The sequence below is a fragment of the Pasteurella multocida genome (assembly GCF_900187275.1).
In the GTDB taxonomy this organism is placed as follows: Bacteria; Pseudomonadota; Gammaproteobacteria; order Enterobacterales; family Pasteurellaceae; genus Pasteurella; species Pasteurella multocida.
This window is the reverse complement of record NZ_LT906458.1, coordinates 1859513-1884089: the sequence shown is the minus strand read 5'-3', so window position 1 is coordinate 1884089 and position 24577 is coordinate 1859513. Positions and strand designations below refer to the sequence as shown.

The window sequence follows — 24577 nt, the reverse complement described above, 5'->3', positions numbered from 1 at the left end:
GAAGGCTAAAAATATGTAACCTAAATTCGGCTCTATTCGATTTTATTGAATAGAGCCGAATTGTATTTTATTACGATAAAAATAATGTCAGGAAAAGGAAAGTAACATGACGATTCATCTTTTATTTGTTTGCTTAGGTAACATTTGTCGTTCACCTATGGCGGAGTTTCTGATGCGTGAGAAAATTAAGCAGGCTGGATTGGAAACGGTAATAAAAACCAGTAGTGCAGGAACATCTGGTTGGCATGACGGTGAAGATATGCATTGTGGAACGGCGGATATATTAGATCAATGTCATATTGATAGTACTGGCTTTCGTAGCAAAAAGGTTCAGCGCCAGCACTGGCAAGAATTTGATTATATTATCGCGATGGATAACAGTAATCTGCAAGACTTAGAGCGCCTTTTCGGTCATCATCCTGATAAGCTTTTCAAAATAACCGAGCTTTGTCCTGATTTAGGTTATGATCATATTCCTGACCCTTGGTATAGCAAAGATTTTAACCAAACCTATCAGCTACTCAATCCATGTTGCGATGCCCTGTTAGCGAAGCTACGTGAAAAACATCATCTATAAATTTGTGATCTCTAACACAGTAATTGAGAACGAATTTCGATAAGATAACAATGTGTATAGTTTTTATACTTTAACCTGATATGAAAGGAGCAACCTATGTTTCCAGAATTTCGTGATTTAATTTCTAAACTCAAACTCGAAGATGCACATTTTAATCGTTTATTCGAAAAACATAACGAACTTGATCATCGCATTAAAAATATTGAAGCCAATATTGAGCTCGGTACCCCGCAAGAAGTGGAAAACCTCAAAAAAGAAAAACTCCGCTTAAAAGATGAAATCTATGTGATATTAAAGAAACATAAATAAATAACAATCCGCCCGTAAAACGGGCGGTTTTTAGGCCACCCTATAAGGGCCTAGTACTTCACATGCCCCTCAAGGGGCATGTGAATTCTGACAACCGTTCAATAACTCTGTTGCCTACCCCTTAAAGGGGTCCATATATTCTTTCTTCGATAAATTATCCTGAATCATATCTTCCTTTTCCTGATTTCGGATATATTCCTCTACAATTTTTGTATTTAAACCTACTGTACTTACATAATAGCCTTTCGCCCAAAAATTTCGATTCCCATACTTATATTTCAAATTTGCATGTCTTTCAAATATCATTAGCGATGACTTACCTTTTAAATACCCCATAAAACTTGAAACGGCCAGTTTCGGAGGTATCCTTAACAGCATATGGATATGCTCTTTCATTGCATATGCCTCTATTATCTCTACATTCTTGTAGTGACATAATTGTCTTAGTATCCCTCCTATATCAACTCGCAATTTTCCATAAATTGCTTTTCTCCTATACTTAGGGATAAAGACTATGTGGTACTTACAGTTCCATCTTGTGTGTGATAGACTTGAATCGTCATTGGATTTACTTGCCATGACTTATCCTCCTATATGTTGAATTTTGGTTGTCAGCCTTGTTCATTATAGGAGGATGTTTTGTTCTGCTCACCGCTTAAGCTTTTCTGTTCCATACGCAAAGCGTATGGTTTTTATAGCTAGACTTTGTCTAGCTATAATATAAAAAAACCGCACTGTAAAGTGCGGTTCTTTTTTATCAAATTTCTAGAATTAGTGCTTACAGCCACCGTTGCCACAACAGCCATCATGTGCATGATGCTCATGTTCATGATGGTGATGACTTCCACAGCCACAGCCATGTCCTTCTTCATCACTGTCGTGATGATGACCACCACAACATCCACCTTCTTGATGGATATGACCATGGGCGATTTCTTCTAATGTTGCTTCACGTGTCGCCACGACTTCAACACTAAATAGTAACTCTTGACCTGCTAACATATGGTTACCGTCCACAACAACATCGTTTTCTGCCACTTCGGTAATCACCACTGGTAATGGACCAATATCTGTGTCTGCAATAAAACGCATGCCCACAACAAGCTCATCTACGCCTTGGAAAACGTCTTTTGGTACACGTTGTACCATGTTTTCGTTGTATTCACCGTATGCTTCTTCTGGTTTAACGCGAACTTCAAATTTATCACCGACTGCTTTACCTTCGAGTGCATTTTCTAAACCAATCACTAAATTATTATGACCTTGTAAATATTCTAAAGGTTGGTTTACTGGCGCCTCATCAACTAATACACCGTCTTCTGTGCGCACTTGATAAGCAATGCTCACTACAACATTTTTTGCAATTTTCATTATTACTCCAATTTTTCGCGAATGAATTCGTGTATTGTATAAGAAATATCATTGCTTAGAAAGCTAATCGTTGATTAATTCAATTTTCGCTTGCACAACGGCTCTTAATTTTGTTTTGCCACCTTCAAGGGCCATTTCGTGATCGGCAGAAGAACTATAAAAAGCGTCTTTACTTTTCATCGATACCGCATAGCTTCTTGTTGAGCCCATCACATCATGAGGAGATAAATCCAATTCAATTAAACGATAACCTTTTGCTTTCATTAAAGACTGAATCAATTGTGCTTTTTGCTCAAACTTTTGCAATACAGCTTCGGTCATTTCTTTTTCCACACGCGCTAAACTTTCTTCAGACACGGTGGCATACATACCGCCAATTTTAAAATGCTCATTTAACTCTGCCACCAGTTTCGACAACATTGGCATATCTTGACTTTTTAGCACGATTTCAGCGCGATCAATCCAACCATTTTGTTTCCCCTCTTTTCCATAACGCACTTGTGTGTAACGTTGTTGAGAAACAACCTGTACTGTACTGTGTTTTTTCACGGCATCAAGCGCCTGATTCATACGTGCCACAATGAGTTGATTTAATGCGCTCGCATCTTTCCCTTCTTCTTGTAAATAAAGTGTTACTTGCAACTCATCTTTATCAATTTCTTTGACCACTTCAGCACTGAACTGAACTTGATTATGTTGTAGTTTATTGTCTACAGGTTGCGCATTCAGCGCAATTGGTAACGCAAGGAATATCCAAGCAAGATGTTTTAATGTCATAACGTTTTTCCTATGATGTAAAGTCACTCTTTGTTAGGCAGAAAGTAAACAAAATAGTTCAAAATAAAACCGCACTTTCAACAGGTTGCCAAAAGTGCGGTCTTATTCTTAAATGTTTTTTAATGACGTTCGTTCAGCTCATCATCTAGCTCGTCGTCAAAGAACTCACCATCTTCACCGTATTCGTCATCCTCTGCATTTGGATCTTCAAAATAAGTTCCCCAACCATCATAGGTACCACCACATTTTTCAACTAACGGGAGTAATTCTTTTTGCTGTGCATCAATGATTTCAGGTGTCAATTTCACTTCGCTAATAATATCAAAGCAAAAAATCACATGACCTTTCTCATCTTCAAACTCTTCCGCTTCTGAGACTTCGTAACCTAACTTAAACGCATCCAGCGCAATTTTCTCTAATTTATCAAAATCGTGGTGAGCAATGTGATGCTCAATAATGTATAACGCATCGGGATCACTGCCGTCATTTAAGAGATCAGTGATAATCTCTCTGGTTTCTGTTTTTAGCGCGTTGAAGTCGATCATGTTGGTTACCTCTAAGGAATAAAATTGACTGTATTGTAAAGGGTATAAATGGCTTATACAAGTTGCGACGATTGGAGCCCGGTTGAAATAAAAAAATCTTCCACTAGGGAAGATTTTTCGACGAGTCAAAACGATTATTTCTTCAATAAATCGCGAATTTCCGTTAATAGGACTTCTTCGTTTGATAGTTTTGGCTCTGCAGGTTCTTCTACTTTTGGCTCTTCACGTTTCAATTTATTTAACGCTTTGATCATCAAGAAAATCGCAAAGGCAATAATGACGAAGTCGAAGACTGTTTGGATAAATGCACCGTAATTTAACGTGACTGCAGGCACTTCACCCGCTGCTTCTTTCAACACAATACTTAAATCTTTGAAATCCACACCACCAGTTAAAATACCTAATACTGGCATCACTACATCACCAACTAAAGAACTGACAATTTTACCAAATGCACCACCGATGATCACACCGACTGCCATATCGACAACATTGCCTCGCATTGCAAATTCGCGAAACTCTTTAACAAAACTCATAAAAACTCCTAAATAAAATGTTAGCTAAAATCCTAGTCATTATAAGAACTTTTGATTTTTTGTACAGTTTATTTACGCTACTTTAAATAAAGAATACACTTGGCTGAAAAAGTTTCTCGATATCAGACACAAATTTCTTATCACTTAAATACACAATGACATGATCATTATCTTCAATCACGAGATTTTTCTTCGCCATAATCACCTCATTACCACGCAATATCGCTCCCACAATCGCCCCTTGTGGTAGCTTCAATTCAGAAATTTTACGTCCAATCACAAGCGACGAACTTTCTTCGCCATGCACAATAATCTCTAACGCTTCAGCAACCCCGTGTCGTAAAGAGACCACATTCACTGTATCGCCTTTACGAACATGACTTAACAACGCAGAAATCGTCGTCTGTTGTGGCGAAACGGCAATATCAATGGTGCCACCTTGGATCAAGTTAATGTATGCCATACGTTGAATTAACACCAAGGCTTTCTTCGCCCCAAGTCGTTTTGCTAACAATGCTGACATGATATTCGCTTCATCATCACTGGTGAGCGATAAAAACACATCCACATTTTCGATTTGCTCTTCTAACAAAAAAGACTGATCAGAAGCATCACCACAAAAAATCAAAGTATTCGATAATTTTTCAGCCAATGCCGTCGCGCGTTCTGCATTACGTTCAATTAATTTAACGGAACATTTTCCTTCTAAATTCTTCGCAACACCAATGCCGACATTCCCTCCGCCTGCGATCATAATGCGCTTATACGGCTTCTCTAAACGCTGTAATTCACTCATCACAGCTTTAATATGAATGGTTTCACAGATAAAGGTAATCTCATCACCTGCCTCAATAATGGTCGATCCTTGCGGACGAATGACTTTATCTTGACGCAAAATAGACACAATACGACATTCAATATGTGGCATATGATCTTTCAAAGCAGAAATCGCATAGCCGACTAAAGGACCACCATAATAGGCTTTCACAACGACCAAACTAATGCGACCATTCGCAAAATGTGCCACTTGTAACGCACCTGGATAATCAATCAAACGTGTAATTTCGTCAGTGACTAATTTCTCCGGTGAAATAATATGATCAATAGGTAACACATTGGTTTGGAATAATTTATCTTTTTCACGTAAATATTCCGCATTACGGATACGCGCAATTTTAGTGGGCGTATTAAAAAGCGTATAACTAATTTGACACGCTACCATATTGATTTCATCAGAGCTCGTAACCGCCACTAATAAATCCGCATCTTGCGCACCAGCTTCACGTAACACTCTTGGTGAAGAAGCAGAACCATTAACGACTCGTAAGTCATGCTTACTTTGTAAATTTTCTAATCGCAGTGATTGATTATCGACTAATGTAATGTCGTTATCTTCACTGACTAAATTCTCAGCAAGCGTTTTACCAACCTGCCCTGCACCAAGAATGATAATTTTCATTATTCTGTTCTCTCAATCACCAAAGGTTTAACACCCACCTCTTGTACATCCAATAGTTTCTTCAACTGTTCCACATGTTTACAAATATTCTCCGTGACTTGTTCTGCAACTTGAATATCGTTTGGTAAACTATTTTTCGGTTTTTTACCGAATAAAACAGCATCTAATAAACGTTCTGCTTTCATCCCTTCATGGCAATAATATAAAACGCCAACATCTTCAAAAAGCGTTGCAACACGTCCTAATTTCACCACTGCTTCACCAAGTGCATTATCATCACCGCCTAAACGGTTAAAGAGCGACTCTTGTGGAAAACCACCACATGCTAATAAAAAAGCGCGACGAAACACAACGTTCCCCGCTAATGACATTTGCACAGTTTCCCAAGCGCTTTCAAAGTCGGGGTGTTCCGTATATTCTTCTGACAGACCAACTGGTTTCATAGCCAGTCTCACTAATACGGTTTCAGGACGGAAATGAAAAACGCAGCTAGCCACTTTAAGCGCTTCAGGCTCATAAGCATCATCCGCATCTAAGAATGCAATTAGCTCCGCATTACTTTGAACAGCACCCCAGTTTCTGGCTTTAGCAACACCACCATTACGAGAGAGTCGCTCAACAGTCACTTTTTCTGGGAAACGTGCAGCAATTTGATTGGCAAGCTTGAATGAATTGTCTGTAGAACAATCATCAATAATCCATAAATGATTCAGTAATTCTTGATTTAAGACGGAGTTTACCGCACGAATGAGCGTTTTCTCCGCGTTATAACAAGGAATCACAACATCGATTTTTGAAAATGACATTTTATTAAAGTTCATCATGAAACTACCTTCCTTAACTTAGCATAATAAAAACCGTCACCCCCATTCTCAGTTGGAAGAAACTGATACCCAACAGCCCCTTCTACAACCGTAAACGGGAGTGGCTCTAATTTCGCATCTACATTGTTCGTTAAAAATTGTTCAATTTGTAATGCATTTTCCTCTGGTAAAACCGAGCAAGTTGCATACAATAAAATTCCATTTGGTTTTAATACTGTCCAGAGCGCTTGTAAAATTTGTTTTTGTAGTGCCACTAATGCACTAATATCCGATGCTTGTCTTAACCACTTAATATCGGGATGGCGTCGAATCACGCCGGTTGCCGAACAAGGTGCATCCAATAAAATTCGGTCAAATTGTACCGCACTTTCACTTAGTTGCTTTAACCATTGTGCTGGCTGTGTGGCATCACCACAAATCACCGTTGCCTGCTGTTGCATTCGTGCTAAATTTTCATGCACACGTTTAAGGCGAGTAGCTTCAACATCTAGAGCAACCACATGCGCTTGTGGGGCTTGCTCTAAAATATGCGTTGTTTTCCCACCGGGTGCCGCACAGGCATCTAAAATGAGCTCACCATTTTCTGGTGCCAATAACAAGGCTGACCATTGGGCATTCACATCTTGTACACTCACTGCACCTTCATGAAATGCTGGCAATTGAGATACTGCCACAGGCTGCAATAAACGTAATGCGCACGGATTATCCGTCTTTTCCGCCTCAATTCCTTGTTCTGCCAATAAAGTGCGGTACGTTTCTGTGCTATTTTTTTGCTGATTGACACGTAACCACATCGGCGGTTTGTGATTATTCGCTTCAACAATCTCACGCCAATTTGGATAAGCTTCTTTCAAACGATTAACTAACCAATCAGGGTGCAATGTGTGCCAATGTTTATCAACTTTCACTAATAAGGTTTCTTGTTCACGTAAAAAACGACGTAACACGCCATTCACTAAACCACGGAAATGTTCCACTTTTAACGCGGTTGTTGCATTGACAACTTCATCAACTGCCGCGTGAGCAGGAATGCGAGTATAAAGGAGCTGATACAAGCCAACTAATAATAAGCAGTGGACAATGCGTGTTTTTCCTTTTAATGGCTTGTCCACAAGTTGCTTGATAATCAGTTCTAAACGAGGTAATACACGACATACCCCAAAACAAATTTCTTGTAATAAAGGTAAATCTTGTGTTTTAACTTGATGTTGCGTGTCTGGAATCAAGGTTGATAGCGATTTACCTTGATCCAGAACTTGTAAAATGATTTGTGCAGCAATGGCTCTTGTTGAAAGAAGTACAGTTTGCTTTTTCACGTTTTTTACGAATTTCTGCATCATAAAACCTTACCAACAGGAAACCATTCTGCACGCCCATTCAGCAAGTCCCGCGCATCCATTGGCTTTTTCCCCGCGGGTTGTAATTGCAACAAATTTAATACACCTTCTGCAGTCGCAATTTGAATACCATTTTTATCCGCACTTAAAATCGTCCCAGCCACTTTATCAACATGAGGTAAAACAGCGGCTTTATAGACTTTTATCACCTGGGTATTGCCTTGGAGATCGCGTGTAGAAAAATAACTTACTGGCCAAGGATTAAACGCACGGATATGACGTTCTAACTGCTCTGCAGAGACATGCCAATTTAATTCTGCTTCTTCTTTAGACAATTTTTCTGCATAACATGATTCTATATCATCTTGTTTCTCAGATACAAATTTTCCTTTATCTAATCCATCGAGGACATGTAATAAGGCGGGGGGGGCAATTTCCATTAATTTAGCATACAGACTAGTAGATGTTTCATCCTGCGCAATATCACAATACACTTTATACAGCATATCACCCGTATCCAATCCTTCATCCATTTGCATAATAGTGATACCCGTTTGTTTATCCCCAGCCCAAATGGCACGTTGAATCGGCGCCGCCCCACGCCAACGCGGTAACAGCGATCCATGCACATTCAAACAACCTAAACGAGGCATAGCTAATACGGTCTGCGGTAAAATCAAACCATAAGCCACAACAACCATCACATCTGCATCAATGGCTCGCATTTCTTCTTGTGCTTCTACTTTACGCAAGGATTTCGGTTGATAAACGGGAATATTATGCTGCTCTGCTAATTGTTTCACTGGACTGGCTTGTAACTTTTTGCCTCGCCCTGCAGGTTTGTCAGGTTGCGTGTAAACAGCAACCACTTGATGATGAGAATTCAATAAAGCTTGTAAATGCTGGGCAGCAAACGCTGGCGTACCCGCAAAGATAATTTTGAGTGATGTCATATAAAATAATGTTCTACGTTATGAATAAAACAACCCACGCTAACTGACGTGGGTATCAATAATTACTTCTGTCTTGCTAATTGTTTTTGGAGTTTCAGCAATTTTTCTTTCATACGTTGACGTTTCAACGGTGATAAATAATCAGCAAACACAATGCCATTTAAGTGATCGATTTCATGTTGAATACAGATCGCCAATAGCCCCTCGGCGCTCAACGTATATTCTTCGCCATGACGATCCAACGCTTTAATCGTGACTTTTTCTTTACGTGGCACAAAACCGCGGAATCCAGGTAAAGATAAACAGCCTTCCTCAATCCCTGTTTCACCACAGCTATCAATAATTTCAGGATTAATTAACACATACTGGTTTTCTTTCGTACCTTCCACATCAATCGTAATAATACGTTGATGAATATTAACCTGTGTTGCTGCTAATCCAATCCCTTCTTCAAGGTACATTGTTTCAAACATATTATCCACAATTTCACGAATTTCGTCATTTACCTCTACAACAGGTTTCGCAATGATTTTCAAACGTTCATCTGGATAAACAAGTACATTTAATCGCGCCATAATTTCTCTTTGTGTAAAATGCAATAAAAAAATTTTAATTATTCTACTCTTTTTTTGATTTTTTACAAAAACTTTCCCCAAACTAAAAATATCAAATATGCTACCAAATTAGCCTTACTAAAGGGATTAAATCAGCTTTCTAGCTGACTGAAGATGCAAAAAATAGAAAAAAACTATGTATTTTCACATTTCTCTCTTTCTCTGTATTGACTGTATTTGCTTTACTTGCTGTATTGATTGTAGTTAACTGACATGCTATCACTTTCAACAACAAACTCGTTACCTTATACAGCCAATCAATCGGCTCTCATGCTTAATACCCCAATACACTGCAATCCTAATTTAGGTCTAATTCCAACACAAAGCGACGACTCCCCCAAACAACCTGCCTAATTGCCTCTTGACTGCTCATTAATTGCTGTTTCTTAATTGCTTCTTAATTACTGTATTACTGCTTAGTCCTGCTTGATTTTTGGGTAATGACTATACTTCTTGTTATGCGAATGACACTCTCCCCATATCCCCACTCTCTCCAAACACAAAAAAAACCTCAAGTATCTCTACTTGAGGTTTCTTCTCATTCAGACCTGGCGGTGTCCTACTCTCACATGGGGAAGCCCCACACTACCATCGGCGTTACAGCGTTTCACTTCTAAGTTCGGCATGGAGTTAGGTGGGTCCACTGCACTATCGCCGCCAAGATATTCGGTTGATGTCTTCTCTATTCTTCTGTTCTTCCTTCGTGCTTTCTTCACTCTCGCACTTTAATCAAAAACAAGCTGTCTAAAGTAATTTTCTCTTCTTCGTCTTCGTCTAACATCTCACTCAACACCCAAAAACACTTGAGCGTTGTATGGTTAAGCCTCTCGGGCAATTAGTATTGGTTAGCTCAATGTATCACTACACTTACACACCCAACCTATCTACGTCGTAGTCTACAACAACCCTTACTGACTTAAAGTCAGGGATGACTCATCTCTTGGCAAGTTTCGTGCTTAGATGCTTTCAGCACTTATCTCTTCCGCATTTAGCTACCCAGCAATGCCTCTGGCGAGACAACTGGAACACCAGTGATGCGTCCACTCCGGTCCTCTCGTACTAGGAGCAGCCCCAATCAATCATCCAACGCCCACGGCAGATAGGGACCGAACTGTCTCACGACGTTCTAAACCCAGCTCGCGTACCACTTTAAATGGCGAACAGCCATACCCTTGGGACCTACTTCAGCCCCAGGATGTGATGAGCCGACATCGAGGTGCCAAACACCGCCGTCGATATGAACTCTTGGGCGGTATCAGCCTGTTATCCCCGGAGTACCTTTTATCCGTTGAGCGATGGCCCTTCCATTCAGAACCACCGGATCACTATGACCTGCTTTCGCACCTGCTCGACTTGTCTGTCTCGCAGTTAAGCTTGCTTATACCATTGCACTAACCTGACGATGTCCGACCGTCATTAGCAAACCTTCGTGCTCCTCCGTTACGCTTTGGGAGGAGACCGCCCCAGTCAAACTACCCACCAGACACTGTCCGAGTACCCGTTTCAGGCACTTCGTTAGAACATCAAACGTTAAAGGGTGGTATTTCAAGGTCGCCTCCACAATGACTGGCGTCACTGCTTCAAAGGCTCCCACCTATCCTACACATCAAAATTCAATGTTCAGTGTCAAGCTATAGTAAAGGTTCACGGGGTCTTTCCGTCTAGCCGCGGGTACACCGCATCTTCACGGCGATTTCAATTTCACTGAGTCTCGGGTGGAGACAGCCTGGCCATCATTATGCCATTCGTGCAGGTCGGAACTTACCCGACAAGGAATTTCGCTACCTTAGGACCGTTATAGTTACGGCCGCCGTTTACTGGGGCTTCGATCAGGAGCTTCTCTTTCGATAACACCATCAATTAACCTTCCAGCACCGGGCAGGCATCACACCCTATACGTCCACTTTCGTGTTTGCAGAGTGCTGTGTTTTTAATAAACAGTTGCAGCCAGCTGGTATCTTCGACTTACTTCACCTTCATCCGCGAGGGACTACAATTACTGTAAGCGCACCTTCTCCCGAAGTTACGGTGCTATTTTGCCTAGTTCCTTCACCCGAGTTCTCTCAAGCGCCTGAGTATTCTCTACCTGACCACCTGTGTCGGTTTTCAGTACGGTTTAGATAAACCTGAAGCTTAGTGGCTTTTCCTGGAAGCAGGGTATCAGTTACTTCAGTCCCTTAAGACCTCGTCATCAGCTCTCAGTGTTTATAAAGACCCGGATTTGCCTAAGTCTTCCACCTACCACCTTAAACAGACATCCAACAGTCTGCTAACCTAACCTTCTCCGTCCCCACATCGCAGTTTATCCAAGTACGGGAATATTAACCCGTTTCCCATCGACTACGCTTTTCAGCCTCGCCTTAGGGGCCGACTCACCCTGCCCCGATTAACGTTGGACAGGAACCCTTGGTCTTCCGGCGAACGAGTTTTTCACTCGTTTTATCGTTACTTATGTCAGCATTCGCACTTGTGATACGTCCAGCAACCCTCTCGAGCCACCTTCATCCGCTTACACAACGCTCCCCTACCCAACAGAATAAATTCTGATGCCGCAGCTTCGGTGCTATATTTGAGCCCCGTTACATCTTCCGCGCAGGCCGACTCGACTAGTGAGCTATTACGCTTTCTTTAAATGATGGCTGCTTCTAAGCCAACATCCTAGCTGTCTAAGCCTTCCCACTTCGTTTCCCACTTAATATAGACTTCGGGACCTTAGCTGGCGGTCTGGGTTGTTTCCCTCTCCACGACGAACGTTAGCACCCGCCGTGTGTCTCCTGAGTATCACTCTTCGGTATTCGCAGTTTGCATCGGGTTGGTAATCCGGGATGGACCCCTAGCCGAAACAGTGCTCTACCCCCGAAGGTGTCCGCTCAAGGCTCTACCTAAATAGATTTCGGGGAGAACCAGCTATCTCCCGGTTTGATTGGCCTTTCACCCCCAGCCACAAGTCATCCGCTAATTTTTCAACATTAGTCGGTTCGGTCCTCCAGTTAGTGTTACCCAACCTTCAACCTGCCCATGGCTAGATCACCGGGTTTCGGGTCTATACCTTGCAACTCAACGCCCAGTTAAGACTCGGTTTCCCTTCGGCTCCCTTATTCAGTTAACCTCGCTACAAAATATAAGTCGCTGACCCATTATACAAAAGGTACGCAGTCACAAGGTTGCCCTCGCTCCTACTGCTTGTACGTACAGGGTTTCAGGTTCTATTTCACTCCCCTCACCGGGGTTCTTTTCGCCTTTCCTTCACAGTACTGGTTCACTATCGGTCAATCAGGAGTATTTAGCCTTGGAGGATGGTCCCCCCATCTTCAAACAGGATTTCTCGTGTCCCGCCTTACTTATCGTAAGCTTAGTTCCACTAACATACTTTCGAGTACGGGATTATCACCCTCTTTGATTTGGCTTCCCAGCCAATTCCTCTAATATGCTAGCTAAAACTTACTGGCTCTTCCGCTTTCGCTCGCCGCTACTCACAGAATCTCGGTTGATTTCTTTTCCTCGGGGTACTTAGATGTTTCAGTTCTCCCGGTTCGCCTCAATAAACTATGTATTCATTTATTGATAGTAGATTCTTCATCTACTGGGTTTCCCCATTCGGATATCTTGGATTAAACGCCTCTTATCGACTCATCCAAGCTTTTCGCAGATTAGCACGTCCTTCATCGCCTCTGATTGCCAAGGCATCCGCCCTGTACGCTTAGTCACTTAACCATACAACCTCAAGTATTCTTACTTAATCTCAATTAATCCATTAACCTTTGCTAATGCATTAATCAAGTTTCATCACCTTGATGTTGTGTTTAAACGCTAAACACTTGCATGCCTTTTTTCATGCAAGATTTTTCTACTCAGACTTTCTTTCGAAAATCTCTTCAGTTTTTCAGCTTGTTTCCAATTTTTTAAAGAACAGTAAAGACAACAAAAGTCATCTTTAAATGGCGTCCCCACGGGGATTCGAACCCCGGTTACCGCCGTGAAAGGGCGATGTCCTAGGCCTCTAGACGATGGGGACAACATGTAAAGATGCTCTCCACTTTGCCATATATTTCATTCATACAATCTACTAAACAATCTGTGTGAACACTTGCAGTCGTTCCATTTTAGGTAAGGAGGTGATCCAACCGCAGGTTCCCCTACGGTTACCTTGTTACGACTTCACCCCAGTCATGAATCATACCGTGGTAAACGCCCCCCCGAAGGTTAAGCTATCTACTTCTGGTACAACCCACTCCCATGGTGTGACGGGCGGTGTGTACAAGGCCCGGGAACGTATTCACCGCAACATTCTGATTTGCGATTACTAGCGATTCCGACTTCATGGAGTCGAGTTGCAGACTCCAATCCGGACTTAGATGCACTTTCTGAGATTCGCTCAAGCTCGCACTCTCGCTGCCCTCTGTATGCACCATTGTAGCACGTGTGTAGCCCTACTCGTAAGGGCCATGATGACTTGACGTCATCCCCACCTTCCTCCAGTTTGTCACTGGCAGTCTCCTTTGAGTTCCCGACCGAATCGCTGGCAACAAAGGATAAGGGTTGCGCTCGTTGCGGGACTTAACCCAACATTTCACAACACGAGCTGACGACAGCCATGCAGCACCTGTCTCTAAGTTCCCGAAGGCACAAGCTCATCTCTGAGCTCTTCTTAGGATGTCAAGAGTAGGTAAGGTTCTTCGCGTTGCATCGAATTAAACCACATGCTCCACCGCTTGTGCGGGCCCCCGTCAATTCATTTGAGTTTTAACCTTGCGGCCGTACTCCCCAGGCGGTCGATTTATCACGTTAGCTTCGGGCACCAAGCATATAGCCCAATCCCCAAATCGACAGCGTTTACAGCGTGGACTACCAGGGTATCTAATCCTGTTTGCTCCCCACGCTTTCGCACATGAGCGTCAGTACATTCCCAAGGGGCTGCCTTCGCCTTCGGTATTCCTCCACATCTCTACGCATTTCACCGCTACACGTGGAATTCTACCCCTCCCTAAAGTACTCTAGACTCCCAGTCTGAAATGCAGTTCCCAAGTTAAGCTCGGGGATTTCACATCTCACTTAAAAGTCCGCCTGCGTGCCCTTTACGCCCAGTTATTCCGATTAACGCTCGCACCCTCCGTATTACCGCGGCTGCTGGCACGGAGTTAGCCGGTGCTTCTTCTGTAATTAACGTCAATGATGCTATCTATTTAATAACATCCCTTCCTCATTACCGAAAGAACTTTACAACCCGAAGGCCTTCTTCATTCACGCGGCATGGCTGCGTCAGGGTTCCCCCCATTGCGCAATATTCCCCACTGCTGCCTCCCGTAGGAGTCTGGACCGTGTCTCAGTTCCAGTGTGGCTGGTCATCCTCTCAGACCAGCTAGAGATCGCAGGCTTGGTAGGCCTTTACCCCACCAACTACCTAATCCCACTTGGGCTCATCTTATGGCAGGTGGCCCTAAGGTCCCACCCTTTCCTCCTCAGAGAATACGCGGTATTAGCTGCAGTTTCCCACAGTTATCCCCCTCCATAAGCCAGATTCCCAAGCATTACTCACCCGTCCGCCACTCGTCAGCAAAGAAAGCAAGCTTTCTTCCTGCTACCGTTCGACTTGCATGTGTTAAGCCTGCCGCCAGCGTTCAATCTGAGCCATGATCAAACTCTTCAATTCAAAGTTCAATCGCTCAATAAACTGCTTAGCTAAAAGTTTACATTTACTTCAAAAGTATCATGAATTTTCAGTATTAAGCACCTATTAAGACTTCAATTTTAAAATTTTTTTAAATGAAATCAATCAACAAGTGCCCACACAGATTGTCTGTTAGATTGTTAAAGAACGTTGCACTAAGCAAGGACGAAAATGATAATCAAATCTCTATTCTATGTCAAGCCATTTTATTTTAAAGACTGCTTACCTTTTAAAACAACAAAAAGCATTACGCTTTCCTTTCGCTTGCCTCCCTTGCGGTGCGGAGGTGCATTATAGGGATTTCAGATTTAGGATCAAGATCTTTTTTGATGTTTTTCTATTTTCTCGGATCAAGTGCTATTTTTTTAATCAAAAAAAGCAAATATGCCATGATTTGTTCACTGTTTATACATGTTATGTGTCAAAACGTAAGTAGTAATATACTTTACCTCAATTTATTCCATCACCTTGTTTCATCAAATAATACATTGTCATCTCATTTCTTTATGTGCAGGCATTACTCAATTGACCACAAAAACATCATGTTATTTATGCCTAATCATATTTTTTGCTCAATAAAACAAAGATATGTTATAACGTTCATCGCTCAAGGTTATGAGCATGAGATACATTATTGTCAGCAATATAACTATAGGATGAGTTACTATGACGAAAACAGAAAAAGAAACATTAGAGATCCGAAAAATATTGAGTGAACTGATTGGAGAAGTAACAGCAAAAGGTTTATTTGCAAGCTACGGATTATTTCATGAAAAAATAATGTTCGGTTTGTATCAAAATAATGTGTTCTACCTGAAGGCGGAAGGAGACCTAGCCTTATTTTTAGAATCACAGGGGGCAGCAAGTTATTTAGCAAAACAAGCGCCTTCTAAATTAAACATATCCAGTTATTATCGCCTTCCTCGTAAAATTACCTCAGATAAATCCCTTTACAAACAAATCCTAGAGCAATCTCTCCGGCAAATAAAAGATCAAAAACGGGCTGAAGCACTGGCAAAGAAAAATCGCATTAAAGAGTTGCCTAACTTATCGATTAAACATGAACGATTATTAGAAAAAGTGGAAATTTATGATGTTGCCACTTTCCAGGCATTAGGTGCAAAGAATGCTTACATCCGTTTAAAAAAGAAAGGGATTACTGCCGATATTGGCATCTTCTGGGCATTTCATGCTGCACTAGAAAATAAAAATGTCAATTTAATCACTGTGGCAGAAAAACAACAGCTTTTAGTGCATCTTAATCTTGCTTTAGATGAAGCAGGATTACGCAAAATTAAACAAATCTAAATAAAGAAGGCTGGTTTGATAAGAAACCAGCCTTACTTCAAAGAATATCAGTCAGGATCAGTAGTAAGAATGTTCACCACGTTGATGCTCTGTAACATCTTTCGCACCTTGCAACTCTCCCGGGAATAAACTGAGTAATTGCTTTTCAATGCCATCTTTTAATGTCACATCCACCATAGAACAACCATTACAGCCACCACCAAATTGTAAAATGGCATAGCCATCTTCAGTGATTTCAATTAATGTAATACGTCCGCCGTGTCCTGCAAGTTGCGGATTAATTTGTGTCTGAATCACATATTCAACTCGTTCAAGTAAAGGGGCATCATCAGCCACTTTACGCATTTTGGCATTCGGAGCTTTTAATGTTAACTGTGCGCCTAATTCTTCAGTGACATAGTCAATTTCTGCCTCATCTAAAAAAGGTAAGCTGATTTCATCCACAAAAGCTGAAAATGAAGCATATTGCATTTCCGTATCCGTCGCTTCTACTGCATTGGGCGGGCAATAAGACACACCACATTCAGCATTGGGGGTGCCTGGGTTAACCACAAAAATGCGAATGTGAGTTCCTTCTTCTTGCTGATCAAGCAAACGGCGAAAATGCGCTTGAGCCGCATCGGAAATCATAATTTTTTGCATAAACTATCCTAAAGAATGTGAATACTTGAGTAAGATTGTCAAGAATGATACTCCGAGTTCGTTTTTTTTTCTACCTTTTACAGTAATAAATCTTTCCTTACGTTTTTGCTAATCCCCAAACTTGAATATGCTCAACACCTGCTTTTCTTAATAAGAGTGCCAACTCATTCAACGTTGCACCTGTTGTAATTACATCATCAATTAATGCAACAGATTGATAGCGATGCGTTTGGCTTTTTGGATGAAGACGAAATGCGTGGCGTAAATTTTTTCTTCGTTCCGTTGCACTTAAACCACGTTGCGTATGAGTATGTTTAATACGCTGTAGAAAATCATGATCGCAGGGTATCTTTAGCCAATGCGCAAGATAGTTTGCAATCAACGCAGATTGATTGTAACCACGTTGCCAATGGCGTAAACGATGTAAAGGCACCGGCAAAAGTATTTCTGGCCAAATAAGTCCATGAGTACGTCTTGCATGGTAGAGCGCTAATAACAGCAGGCGTGCTAAAGTACGGTCTAAAAAGAAGGCATGTTGGAATTTAAAACGGTGAATTAAACAAGATAAGGGATCGACATAGTGACCAACGATCACCATGCGATCCCAACTGGCTTTATGTTGTAAACAATGCCCACAACGTAGTGCATCTCGTGTTAATTCCTTACCACAATGGCCACAATAAGCAAAACGTCTGATTTGCTGATTACAGCGACTACATAATCCATGATGTGCAATGGCTAACGGTTGCTGGCAGTGAACACAACAAAAACCAAATCCCCGCATAGGTATCCTTTGCTTGACATAAAATGACTACAGACTAAAGCACAGGATATTAAAAGGGCAAAAGAATAAGTTACTTTTGCGACACGCATCGCAAAAGTAAAATAAATTTAGTCAATCAATTTAGCTTGTTTTAAGAAATACTCAATGCCATGTTCTTTGATCGGTAAGGTGACATGATCGGCTACTGTTTTTAGCTGATGATGTGCATTCCCCATTGCAACACCCACTCCTGCCGTGCTTAACATTTCAATATCATTCAAGCCATCACCAAATGCCATCACATTTTCCATTGCAAAGCCAAAATGTTGAATTGCACAAGCGATACCCGTAGCTTTTGAGATTTTTTCATCAAATAAATCAACCGAGTATTTATGCCAGCGTACCGATTGTAATCCTTTCAGTACACCAGAATCTTGGACAAATTGATCTTGCGTAGCATCATAAAAAGCCAGTATCTGAAAAACATCATGATGTTTAAAATAGTCTTTATCTACATGATAATGCCCTTTTAGCGGATCCAATGCATCACGAACTTGATCGGTTATCGCTGAAACTGCGGTATCTGTCGGTGACACTTGCGCATAAACAATCTGATGTTGATCACAAAAATCAACGAACTCTTGGATTTTTGCTTTAGATAAAGGATGCTTCCTGATTGGCTCATTCTGATAACTCACATATTGACCATTCATTGTTACAAACAAATTCATGTCCGTTTGCTCAATCAATCCTTTAATCTTAGGCGGAAAGTTAGACAAGGTACGCCCCGTTGCGATAGCAGGTACAATGCCATTTTCTTTTAATTTTCGAATAGCGGGGACCACCGTCGCAGGAATATAGTCTTCGTCTTTAACGAGTAATGTTTCATCAATATCAAAAAAGACAATTTTAATTTGGTCACGATAATTAGGAATGCGCATACTCTTCCTTCTAAATTGAATGAAAATACAGCTTCAGGAAAGTATTGTGGCGTGAAAGAAGATGAGTGGGACTTTATCGTTTGCTCTGTTCGCCCTGAACTTTCCTGCTCAACTTGTTCATCTGATTCACAGTATGAAACTTTTTTAAAAAGCACCGCACTTTTAAGATTCAGCATAAAAGTGCGGTATGATATCAGTAAATTTACTTACACATCATAAGTGGTCGATGCGGCATCACCACCACGACCTGTCCAATTAGTATGGAAGAACTCACCACGTGGTTTATCCGTACGTTCATAAGTATGTGCACCGAAATAGTCACGTTGTGCTTGTAGTAAGTTCGCTGGTAAACGTTCACTCGTATAGCTATCTAAGAAAGTGATCGCAGACGCCATACAAGGCATTGGAATACCCACTTCGATCGACTTCGCCACCACTTTACGCCATTCGCCTAAGCTATTTTCTAAGATACCTTTGAAGTAGGCATCTGAACCTAAGAAAATCAGATCCGGATTGGCTTCATAAGCATCCCGGATATTACCTAAGAAACGGCTACGAATAATACAACCTTCACGCCATAATAATGCTGTACCGCCGTAGTTAATGTGCCAGCCAAAGTTTTCTGACGCTTCACGAATCAGCATAAAACCTTGAGCATAAGAAATAATCTTTGACGCTAATAAGGCTTTACGCACCGCTTCAACCCAAGCTGCTTTGTCGCCTTCTACTTTGCCGACCACTTTATTGAATAGGCGAGAGGCTTGCACACGCTGTTCTTTGAAAGACGAGACGCAACGGGCAAAGACAGATTCCGTGATTAAAGTCAATGGAATGCCGAAATCAAGGGCATTAATCCCCGTCCATTTACCGGTTCCTTTTTGACCTGCGGTATCCAAAATTTTGTCGACTAAACGGCTGCCATCTTCATCTTTATAGCCAAGAATATCCGCCGTGATATCAATTAAATAGCTATCTAATTCGGTGTTACGCCACGCTTTGAAAGTTGTTTCTAATTCGTCATCAGATAAGCCTACGCCTTCTTTTAAGAATTGATACGCTTCGCAAATTAATTGCATATCGCCGTATTCAATCCCGTTATGCACCATTTTGACGAAATGCCCAGCACCATCACGACCAACCCAATCACAGCAAGCTTCGCCTTTATCTGTTTTGGCTGAAATCGCTTGTAAAATTGGTTTCACGTGTTCCCATGCAGATTCATCACCGCCCGGCATAATCGAAGGTCCGAAACGTGCCCCTTCTTCACCACCAGATACGCCCGTTCCAATAAAACGGATCCCTTTTTCACGTAAATACGCGACACGGCGGTTTGTATCTGGGTAATTCGTGTTACCACCATCAATAATGATGTCGCCTTCTTCTAAGTGAGGTAATAATGCCTCAATGAATTGATCCACAACTTCACCGGCACGCACCATCAACATCACTTTACGCGGTTTTTCCAATTTATTGGCAAGATCTTCCAACGAATACGCACCAATAATATTCGTGCCTTTTGCCGCACCTTGCAAAAACTCATCGACTTTCGAAGTCGTACGGTTAAATGCCACTACTTTAAAGCCGTGATCATTCATATTTAAAATTAAGTTTTGACCCATTACCGCTAAGCCGATAACGCCGATGTCACCTTTTACTGACATGTTGTTCTCCTGTAACCATAAGAATAATTAAAGTGCGGTCTGATTTTAAAACATTTTATTACGCAGACCGCTAATGTTTGTATATGACTATATTTTCGTCCAAGCACTTGGATGCTGTACAAAGCCAATATGTGGGTAATAATCCACGGCTTGTGGCGCAGCCAGTAAAATAATTTTACAAGTGGGCTCAAGCGCTTTTTGGGTCTCAAAAATGAGTTGTCTCCCGATCCCTTGTTTTTGCCACTGCTCACTAACGGCTAAGTCGCTCAAATAGCAACAGTAAGCAAAATCTGTCACCGAGCGAGCAAGTCCAACTAAAGTATCCTGATACCACGCTGTCACTAAAACGTCGGTTTGTTTTAGCATCATTTCAATTTGCTCAGGCTTATCAATAGGTCGTCTTTCACCTAAGCTCGTTTGTTTCAATAAATCGGTATATTGCTGTACTGAAATGAGTACGTTCGTTTTATATGTAATCATTTAATTACCACTGGACTGCTCTCGTCTTAAACGAGAGCCTTAAAATCTAACTCTCATCGGTGGACAAGAATACCCGCTCTATGGTGATTTTTATTTTTCGGTTATAAAGGAGAATCTTCAAGAGATTTTGCACAATTTCAATATCAAGGCTTTTTGCCAAATCTTTGTTCAAAACTCACTCTTTTACACCATTTTCCCCTTTAAAAGCGCTATTTTTGTAAAAACGTTGAGAATCTCACCACTTGTTATTTATTTATCATAGCCTATTCAATCTCAATAATCTGAGATTCACCTTTCTCTAAAGTATCAAGCCATTGCCAACGTTCTATACCGAGCAATTTACTTTGTTCGGTATATTGAAATAAGGTTACACAACGCCCCAAACGATTTTCCAGTTTCTTATTTAGATGTTGATAGGTAAATTCAATGTGGGTTTCATTTATCCATTTGCCAATCAAAAAGCCTTTCGCAATTTCACCGCCCCCATATTCTGCCCAAATCATTTTACCTTGCTGAAAATAGTGGAAACAGGTTTGTTGACTGACTTCACCATTCTCACTGTTTTGTAAAGCAATGAATTTTTTATTATTCAAATCAATCATTTAAACTCATCTTTTTTATCATTTTAACCTTAAACTACCTGTTTATGCTCGTCTCAGCCCCCAACTTTATCATCTAGATTACCAGCAAGTAAGAATGCTCGCACTCAATAATGTTTTAGATGACAATCTGTAATCTTAAAAGTGCGGTGGTTTTTGAAAAAGTCTTGTAAAACCACCGCACTTTTATAACGTAAGCCAAGTTTGGAAACTCGCTGAATTTACTAACATCTTCTGATATTCAAGCACTTGTGGGCCAAAATACTGATGCAACGCATAGGTTTCAATTCTTGCCATAACGGGCAGAAAAAAGGCATCTACTGCGGTAAAACGATCGCCCGCTAAAAACGTACCACCAAACGCGGTTAACCCTTCTTCTAATAATTGATTAAGCCTTGTTAGCTCTTGGCTTAACACAGCGGGCATTTCTTGTAACGGTTTGCGAGCTAAAGGGGCGAAATCACACATTTCACGCAAATTTTCAAAGCCAGAGTGCATTTCAGCACAAGCAGAACGTGACCACGCTCTTGTCGCCTTATCTTGCGCCCACACGTGCGGATAACTTTCTGCCAAAAACTCGATAATCGCTAAACTGTCCCAAATGACAACACCATCAGCATGCAATACTGGGATTTTTGAAGTCGGCGAAAACGCCTTAAATTGTTGGCGTTGTTCACTTAAATCATCCAAATAACGTACAATTTTAGGCTCAAAAGGAATTGCCAGTTCTTTCAATAACACCCAAACGCGTAATGACCATGAAGATTTTGGTGGATTAAAATAGAGTTGATACATTCTTTTACCCTTTTGATAGCGCTGTCTGAGCGAACCTTAAGCTTACCCACTAAATGGCGCCATTTTCAACGAGAGCCTTCATTTTCAGCACTCGTTGAAAACGAACGCTATGGTCTATTTTGTTTCAAGTCTCTTTGCAAAAATGTTGAAAAATCTCACGACGCATTACAGTAATTTTGCCGCATCCTTATCCAAATACCATTCCGTCACCCCATGCTTCGCTTTGATTTTCGCAGCAGGATAAGGCAGTTGTTCTGCCGGAGTAGTTTGAATTTCTTTTAAGATCTCGGCTTTACTGCTACCTGTCACCAAATAGGTCACCCGCTTTGCTTGTTCAATCAATTTCGCTGTTTTTGAAATACGAATTTGCCCTGTTTCAGGGTGTTTCGCGATCACGGCGAAATGAGGATCGTCAAAATCGGTTTGATGCGGGAATAATGAGGCCGTGTGCCCGTCCGTTCCCATGCCCAAAATAATCCAATCAAAAACTTGCCCAGGAATGACCGCACTTAGCGCTTGTTCAAAACGGTGAAGTTCACTCTCAACGGGGGCTTCACCACGAATGCGGTGAATATTTTCTGCAGGGATCTGAATATGATCGAATAACAATTTTTGCACCTCGCCGTAATTACTTTCTGGATCGGTTGGTGGCACCATACGATCATCGCCCCACCAAAAATGCAAATTTTTCCATTGAATCTCGGTGTTATACGGTGCTTGAGCTAAAGTTTTAAATAACAATTTCGGCGTTGAGCCTCCGGATAAGGAAATATGCACAGGGCGACCTTCTAAGCTATACGCTAACAATTCTTGTGCAATTTTCTCTACGGCATGCTGTGCACTGTCAAAAATGATTGTATTCATGATCTTTCCTTACTCAATCTGCTCACATTAGCCCCTCGCATTTCTTACGAAAGAGGCGGACATTACACTTTCTTTTTCATTAATCCACTTGGTTTACGCCAAACACGACCCGTTTTCGCGATCAGTTTGTCGGCTTCTGTCGGTCCCCAAGTACCGGCTTCATACTCATAAACACGCCCATTTTGTGCTTTATATTGTAAAATCGGCTCCACAAACTGCCAACAGGCATGTACCGCATCAGTACGCGCAAACAAAGTGGCATCGCCTTTCATAGAATCCAATAATAAACGCTCATAAGCGGTCAGTAAGCTTGGTGAGGCAAGATCCGCATAACGGAAATCCATCGACACTTCTTTTGCTTCAAAACCTGCTCCCGGTTTTTTCAAACCAAAACGCATCGAAATCGCTTCATCGGGTTGAATACGGATAATTAATTTGTTTTCTGGTGCTTTTTGGCTAAATACCGGATGTGGTGTGGTTTTGAAATGAATCACAATTTCGGTCACTCGACTTGGTAACCGTTTCCCAGTACGCACATAAAATGGCACACCCGCCCAACGCCAGTTGTCAATTTCACAACGTAATGCCATGTAAGTTTCCGTATTAGACTCTGCCGGCACACCTTTTTCCTGTAAGTAGCCCTTAACCGCTTCACCTTCAACTGTGCCTGCCGTATATTGCCCTAAGACTAAATGATTTTCTAAGTCATCCTCACTTAATGGATGTAAACAATACAAGACTTTTGCCACTTCATCACGCATTGAGTCGGCATTAATAATTGCTGGTGGCTCCATCGCAACCATGGCTAACACTTGCAACAAATGGTTTTGGAACATATCACGCATTGCGCCAGAATCATCGTAATAACCACCACGCTCTTCTACACCGATAGATTCTGCGCCCGTGATTTCAATATAATCAATGAAATTACGGTTCCAGAGTGGTTCAAACCATCCATTAGAAAAACGCAACACAAGCAGATTTTGAACCGTTTCTTTACCAAGATAGTGGTCAATACGATAAATTTGGTGTTCATCAAAGAAACGGTGAATTTGAATATCGAGTTCTTTTGCCGTGCGTATATCATAACCAAACGGTTTTTCCACAATTAACCGCTTCCAGCCAAACTCTTCAGTATTTAACCCATGTGCCGCAAGGCATTCTGGAATCACGCCATAAAGGCTTGGCGGCGTAGATAAATAGTAAAGTGTGTTACCACAAGTTTGATATTTATCATGTAAGTCATCAAGACGAGGAATTAACTTGCCATAATCGGCAGCATCCGCGGTATTTAATGCCTGATAATAAAGGTGGCTACAAAATTGATCGAGTGTTTCGCCATTCGCTTTTTCACTTTTGATCAACGCTTGGCGCATTTTTTCACGGAAACCCTCATCACTTAATTCCGTTCTTGCCACACCTAACACGGAGAAATGCTCAGTCAAACGACCGATTTTATATAAGTTATACAGTGCAGGAATCAATTTACGATAAGTTAAATCACCTGATGCACCAAAAATTACAATACAATTGTTGTCTGCTTCAATTTTCATT

The 24577-nt window shown here is 41.4% G+C and carries 22 protein-coding genes, 1 tRNA gene and 3 rRNA genes; 3 read left to right on the top strand and 23 right to left on the bottom strand.

Annotated elements, in window-relative coordinates; genetic code table 11:
• Positions 1 to 106 precede the first annotated feature (106 nt).
• Positions 107 to 577 carry a low molecular weight protein-tyrosine-phosphatase gene (locus tag CKV69_RS08730; protein ID WP_005755156.1) on the top strand — a complete coding sequence of 157 codons (471 nt, stop codon included), beginning with the start codon at positions 107 to 109 and terminating at the stop codon, positions 575 to 577.
• A gap of 96 nt (positions 578 to 673) precedes the next feature.
• Positions 674 to 886 (top strand): YdcH family protein, encoded by a 213-nt coding sequence (locus tag CKV69_RS08725; RefSeq protein WP_005718289.1) that lies wholly within the window; start codon positions 674 to 676, stop codon positions 884 to 886.
• Between the two features lie 114 nt (positions 887 to 1000).
• Here CKV69_RS08725 and tnpA read toward each other — a convergent pair whose 3' ends face one another.
• The 14 genes from tnpA to CKV69_RS08655 all read right to left on the bottom strand — a co-directional run bounded on the left by tnpA (position 1001) and on the right by CKV69_RS08655 (position 14952).
• Positions 1001 to 1465 carry an IS200/IS605 family transposase gene (gene tnpA, locus CKV69_RS08720; RefSeq protein WP_014325726.1) on the bottom strand — a complete coding sequence of 155 codons (465 nt, stop codon included), beginning with the start codon at positions 1463 to 1465 and terminating at the stop codon, positions 1001 to 1003.
• Positions 1466 to 1657: 192 nt separating this feature from the next.
• Positions 1658 to 2257, bottom strand: a complete 600-nt coding sequence (slyD, locus tag CKV69_RS08715) for a peptidylprolyl isomerase (RefSeq protein ID WP_005724401.1) — start codon at positions 2255 to 2257, stop codon at positions 1658 to 1660.
• Positions 2258 to 2320: 63 nt separating this feature from the next.
• A complete protein-coding gene (locus CKV69_RS08710; RefSeq protein ID WP_005724400.1) occupies positions 2321 to 3034 on the bottom strand; it encodes an SIMPL domain-containing protein in 714 nt (237 codons plus the stop codon).
• A 119-nt stretch (positions 3035 to 3153) separates the two neighbouring features.
• Complete coding sequence (gene rraB / locus CKV69_RS08705; RefSeq protein WP_005735662.1) at positions 3154 to 3579, bottom strand: ribonuclease E inhibitor RraB; 426 nt, start codon at positions 3577 to 3579, stop codon at positions 3154 to 3156.
• A gap of 134 nt (positions 3580 to 3713) precedes the next feature.
• Positions 3714 to 4115 carry a large-conductance mechanosensitive channel protein MscL gene (gene mscL / locus CKV69_RS08700; RefSeq protein WP_005718275.1) on the bottom strand — a complete coding sequence of 134 codons (402 nt, stop codon included), beginning with the start codon at positions 4113 to 4115 and terminating at the stop codon, positions 3714 to 3716.
• 82 nt (positions 4116 to 4197) lie between these two features.
• Positions 4198 to 5574, bottom strand: a complete 1377-nt coding sequence (trkA, locus tag CKV69_RS08695; RefSeq protein WP_025248541.1) for a Trk system potassium transporter TrkA — start codon at positions 5572 to 5574, stop codon at positions 4198 to 4200.
• Positions 5574 to 6398 carry a glycosyltransferase family 2 protein gene (locus tag CKV69_RS08690; RefSeq protein WP_005724398.1) on the bottom strand — a complete coding sequence of 275 codons (825 nt, stop codon included), beginning with the start codon at positions 6396 to 6398 and terminating at the stop codon, positions 5574 to 5576. The genes trkA and CKV69_RS08690 overlap by 1 nt, the downstream gene beginning before the upstream one ends.
• A complete protein-coding gene (rsmB, locus tag CKV69_RS08685) occupies positions 6395 to 7735 on the bottom strand; it encodes a 16S rRNA (cytosine(967)-C(5))-methyltransferase RsmB (RefSeq protein ID WP_015702578.1) in 1341 nt (446 codons plus the stop codon). The genes CKV69_RS08690 and rsmB overlap by 4 nt, the downstream gene beginning before the upstream one ends.
• Positions 7735 to 8688, bottom strand: a complete 954-nt coding sequence (fmt, locus tag CKV69_RS08680; protein WP_010907230.1) for a methionyl-tRNA formyltransferase — start codon at positions 8686 to 8688, stop codon at positions 7735 to 7737. The genes rsmB and fmt overlap by 1 nt, the downstream gene beginning before the upstream one ends.
• A gap of 62 nt (positions 8689 to 8750) precedes the next feature.
• Positions 8751 to 9263 (bottom strand): peptide deformylase, encoded by a 513-nt coding sequence (gene def, locus CKV69_RS08675; protein WP_005718266.1) that lies wholly within the window; start codon positions 9261 to 9263, stop codon positions 8751 to 8753.
• A 585-nt stretch (positions 9264 to 9848) separates the two neighbouring features.
• A 5S ribosomal RNA gene (gene rrf, locus CKV69_RS08670) occupies positions 9849 to 9964 on the bottom strand.
• 152 nt (positions 9965 to 10116) lie between these two features.
• Positions 10117 to 13016: ribosomal RNA gene (locus tag CKV69_RS08665) — 23S ribosomal RNA — on the bottom strand.
• A 225-nt stretch (positions 13017 to 13241) separates the two neighbouring features.
• A tRNA-Glu gene (locus tag CKV69_RS08660) sits at positions 13242 to 13317 on the bottom strand.
• A gap of 93 nt (positions 13318 to 13410) precedes the next feature.
• Positions 13411 to 14952, bottom strand: a 16S ribosomal RNA gene (locus tag CKV69_RS08655).
• The 16S, 23S and 5S rRNA genes sit together here with 1 tRNA gene alongside, the layout of an rRNA operon.
• Positions 14953 to 15636: 684 nt before the next feature.
• On the opposite strand from CKV69_RS08655, the gene CKV69_RS08650 reads away from it, so the two are divergent.
• Positions 15637 to 16278 carry a TfoX/Sxy family DNA transformation protein gene (locus CKV69_RS08650; RefSeq protein WP_005752109.1) on the top strand — a complete coding sequence of 214 codons (642 nt, stop codon included), beginning with the start codon at positions 15637 to 15639 and terminating at the stop codon, positions 16276 to 16278.
• A 57-nt stretch (positions 16279 to 16335) separates the two neighbouring features.
• On the opposite strand, the gene nfuA is transcribed toward CKV69_RS08650, so the two are convergent.
• The 9 genes from nfuA to zwf all read right to left on the bottom strand — a co-directional run bounded on the left by nfuA (position 16336) and on the right by zwf (position 24576).
• Positions 16336 to 16920 carry a Fe-S biogenesis protein NfuA gene (gene nfuA / locus CKV69_RS08645; RefSeq protein ID WP_005724395.1) on the bottom strand — a complete coding sequence of 195 codons (585 nt, stop codon included), beginning with the start codon at positions 16918 to 16920 and terminating at the stop codon, positions 16336 to 16338.
• Positions 16921 to 17017: 97 nt separating this feature from the next.
• Positions 17018 to 17704, bottom strand: a complete 687-nt coding sequence (locus CKV69_RS08640; protein WP_005724393.1) for a ComF family protein — start codon at positions 17702 to 17704, stop codon at positions 17018 to 17020.
• Between the two features lie 107 nt (positions 17705 to 17811).
• On the bottom strand, positions 17812 to 18624 hold the full coding sequence (locus tag CKV69_RS08635; protein WP_015702577.1) for a Cof-type HAD-IIB family hydrolase: 813 nt from the start codon (positions 18622 to 18624) through the stop codon (positions 17812 to 17814).
• A 206-nt stretch (positions 18625 to 18830) separates the two neighbouring features.
• Positions 18831 to 20285 carry a decarboxylating NADP(+)-dependent phosphogluconate dehydrogenase gene (gene gnd / locus CKV69_RS08630; RefSeq protein WP_015702576.1) on the bottom strand — a complete coding sequence of 485 codons (1455 nt, stop codon included), beginning with the start codon at positions 20283 to 20285 and terminating at the stop codon, positions 18831 to 18833.
• A gap of 87 nt (positions 20286 to 20372) precedes the next feature.
• A complete protein-coding gene (locus tag CKV69_RS08625; protein ID WP_005724388.1) occupies positions 20373 to 20765 on the bottom strand; it encodes a GNAT family N-acetyltransferase in 393 nt (130 codons plus the stop codon).
• 263 nt (positions 20766 to 21028) lie between these two features.
• A complete protein-coding gene (locus tag CKV69_RS08620; RefSeq protein ID WP_015702575.1) occupies positions 21029 to 21367 on the bottom strand; it encodes a hypothetical protein in 339 nt (112 codons plus the stop codon).
• 183 nt (positions 21368 to 21550) lie between these two features.
• Positions 21551 to 22159: a glutathione S-transferase family protein gene (locus tag CKV69_RS08615; protein WP_015702574.1), complete on the bottom strand. Its 609-nt coding sequence runs from the start codon at positions 22157 to 22159 to the stop codon at positions 21551 to 21553.
• A 165-nt stretch (positions 22160 to 22324) separates the two neighbouring features.
• Positions 22325 to 23023, bottom strand: coding sequence for a 6-phosphogluconolactonase (pgl, locus tag CKV69_RS08610; RefSeq protein ID WP_015702573.1), 699 nt, complete (start codon positions 23021 to 23023; stop codon positions 22325 to 22327).
• Between the two features lie 62 nt (positions 23024 to 23085).
• A complete protein-coding gene (gene zwf / locus CKV69_RS08605; RefSeq protein WP_005718235.1) occupies positions 23086 to 24576 on the bottom strand; it encodes a glucose-6-phosphate dehydrogenase in 1491 nt (496 codons plus the stop codon).
• Position 24577 lies beyond the last annotated feature (1 nt).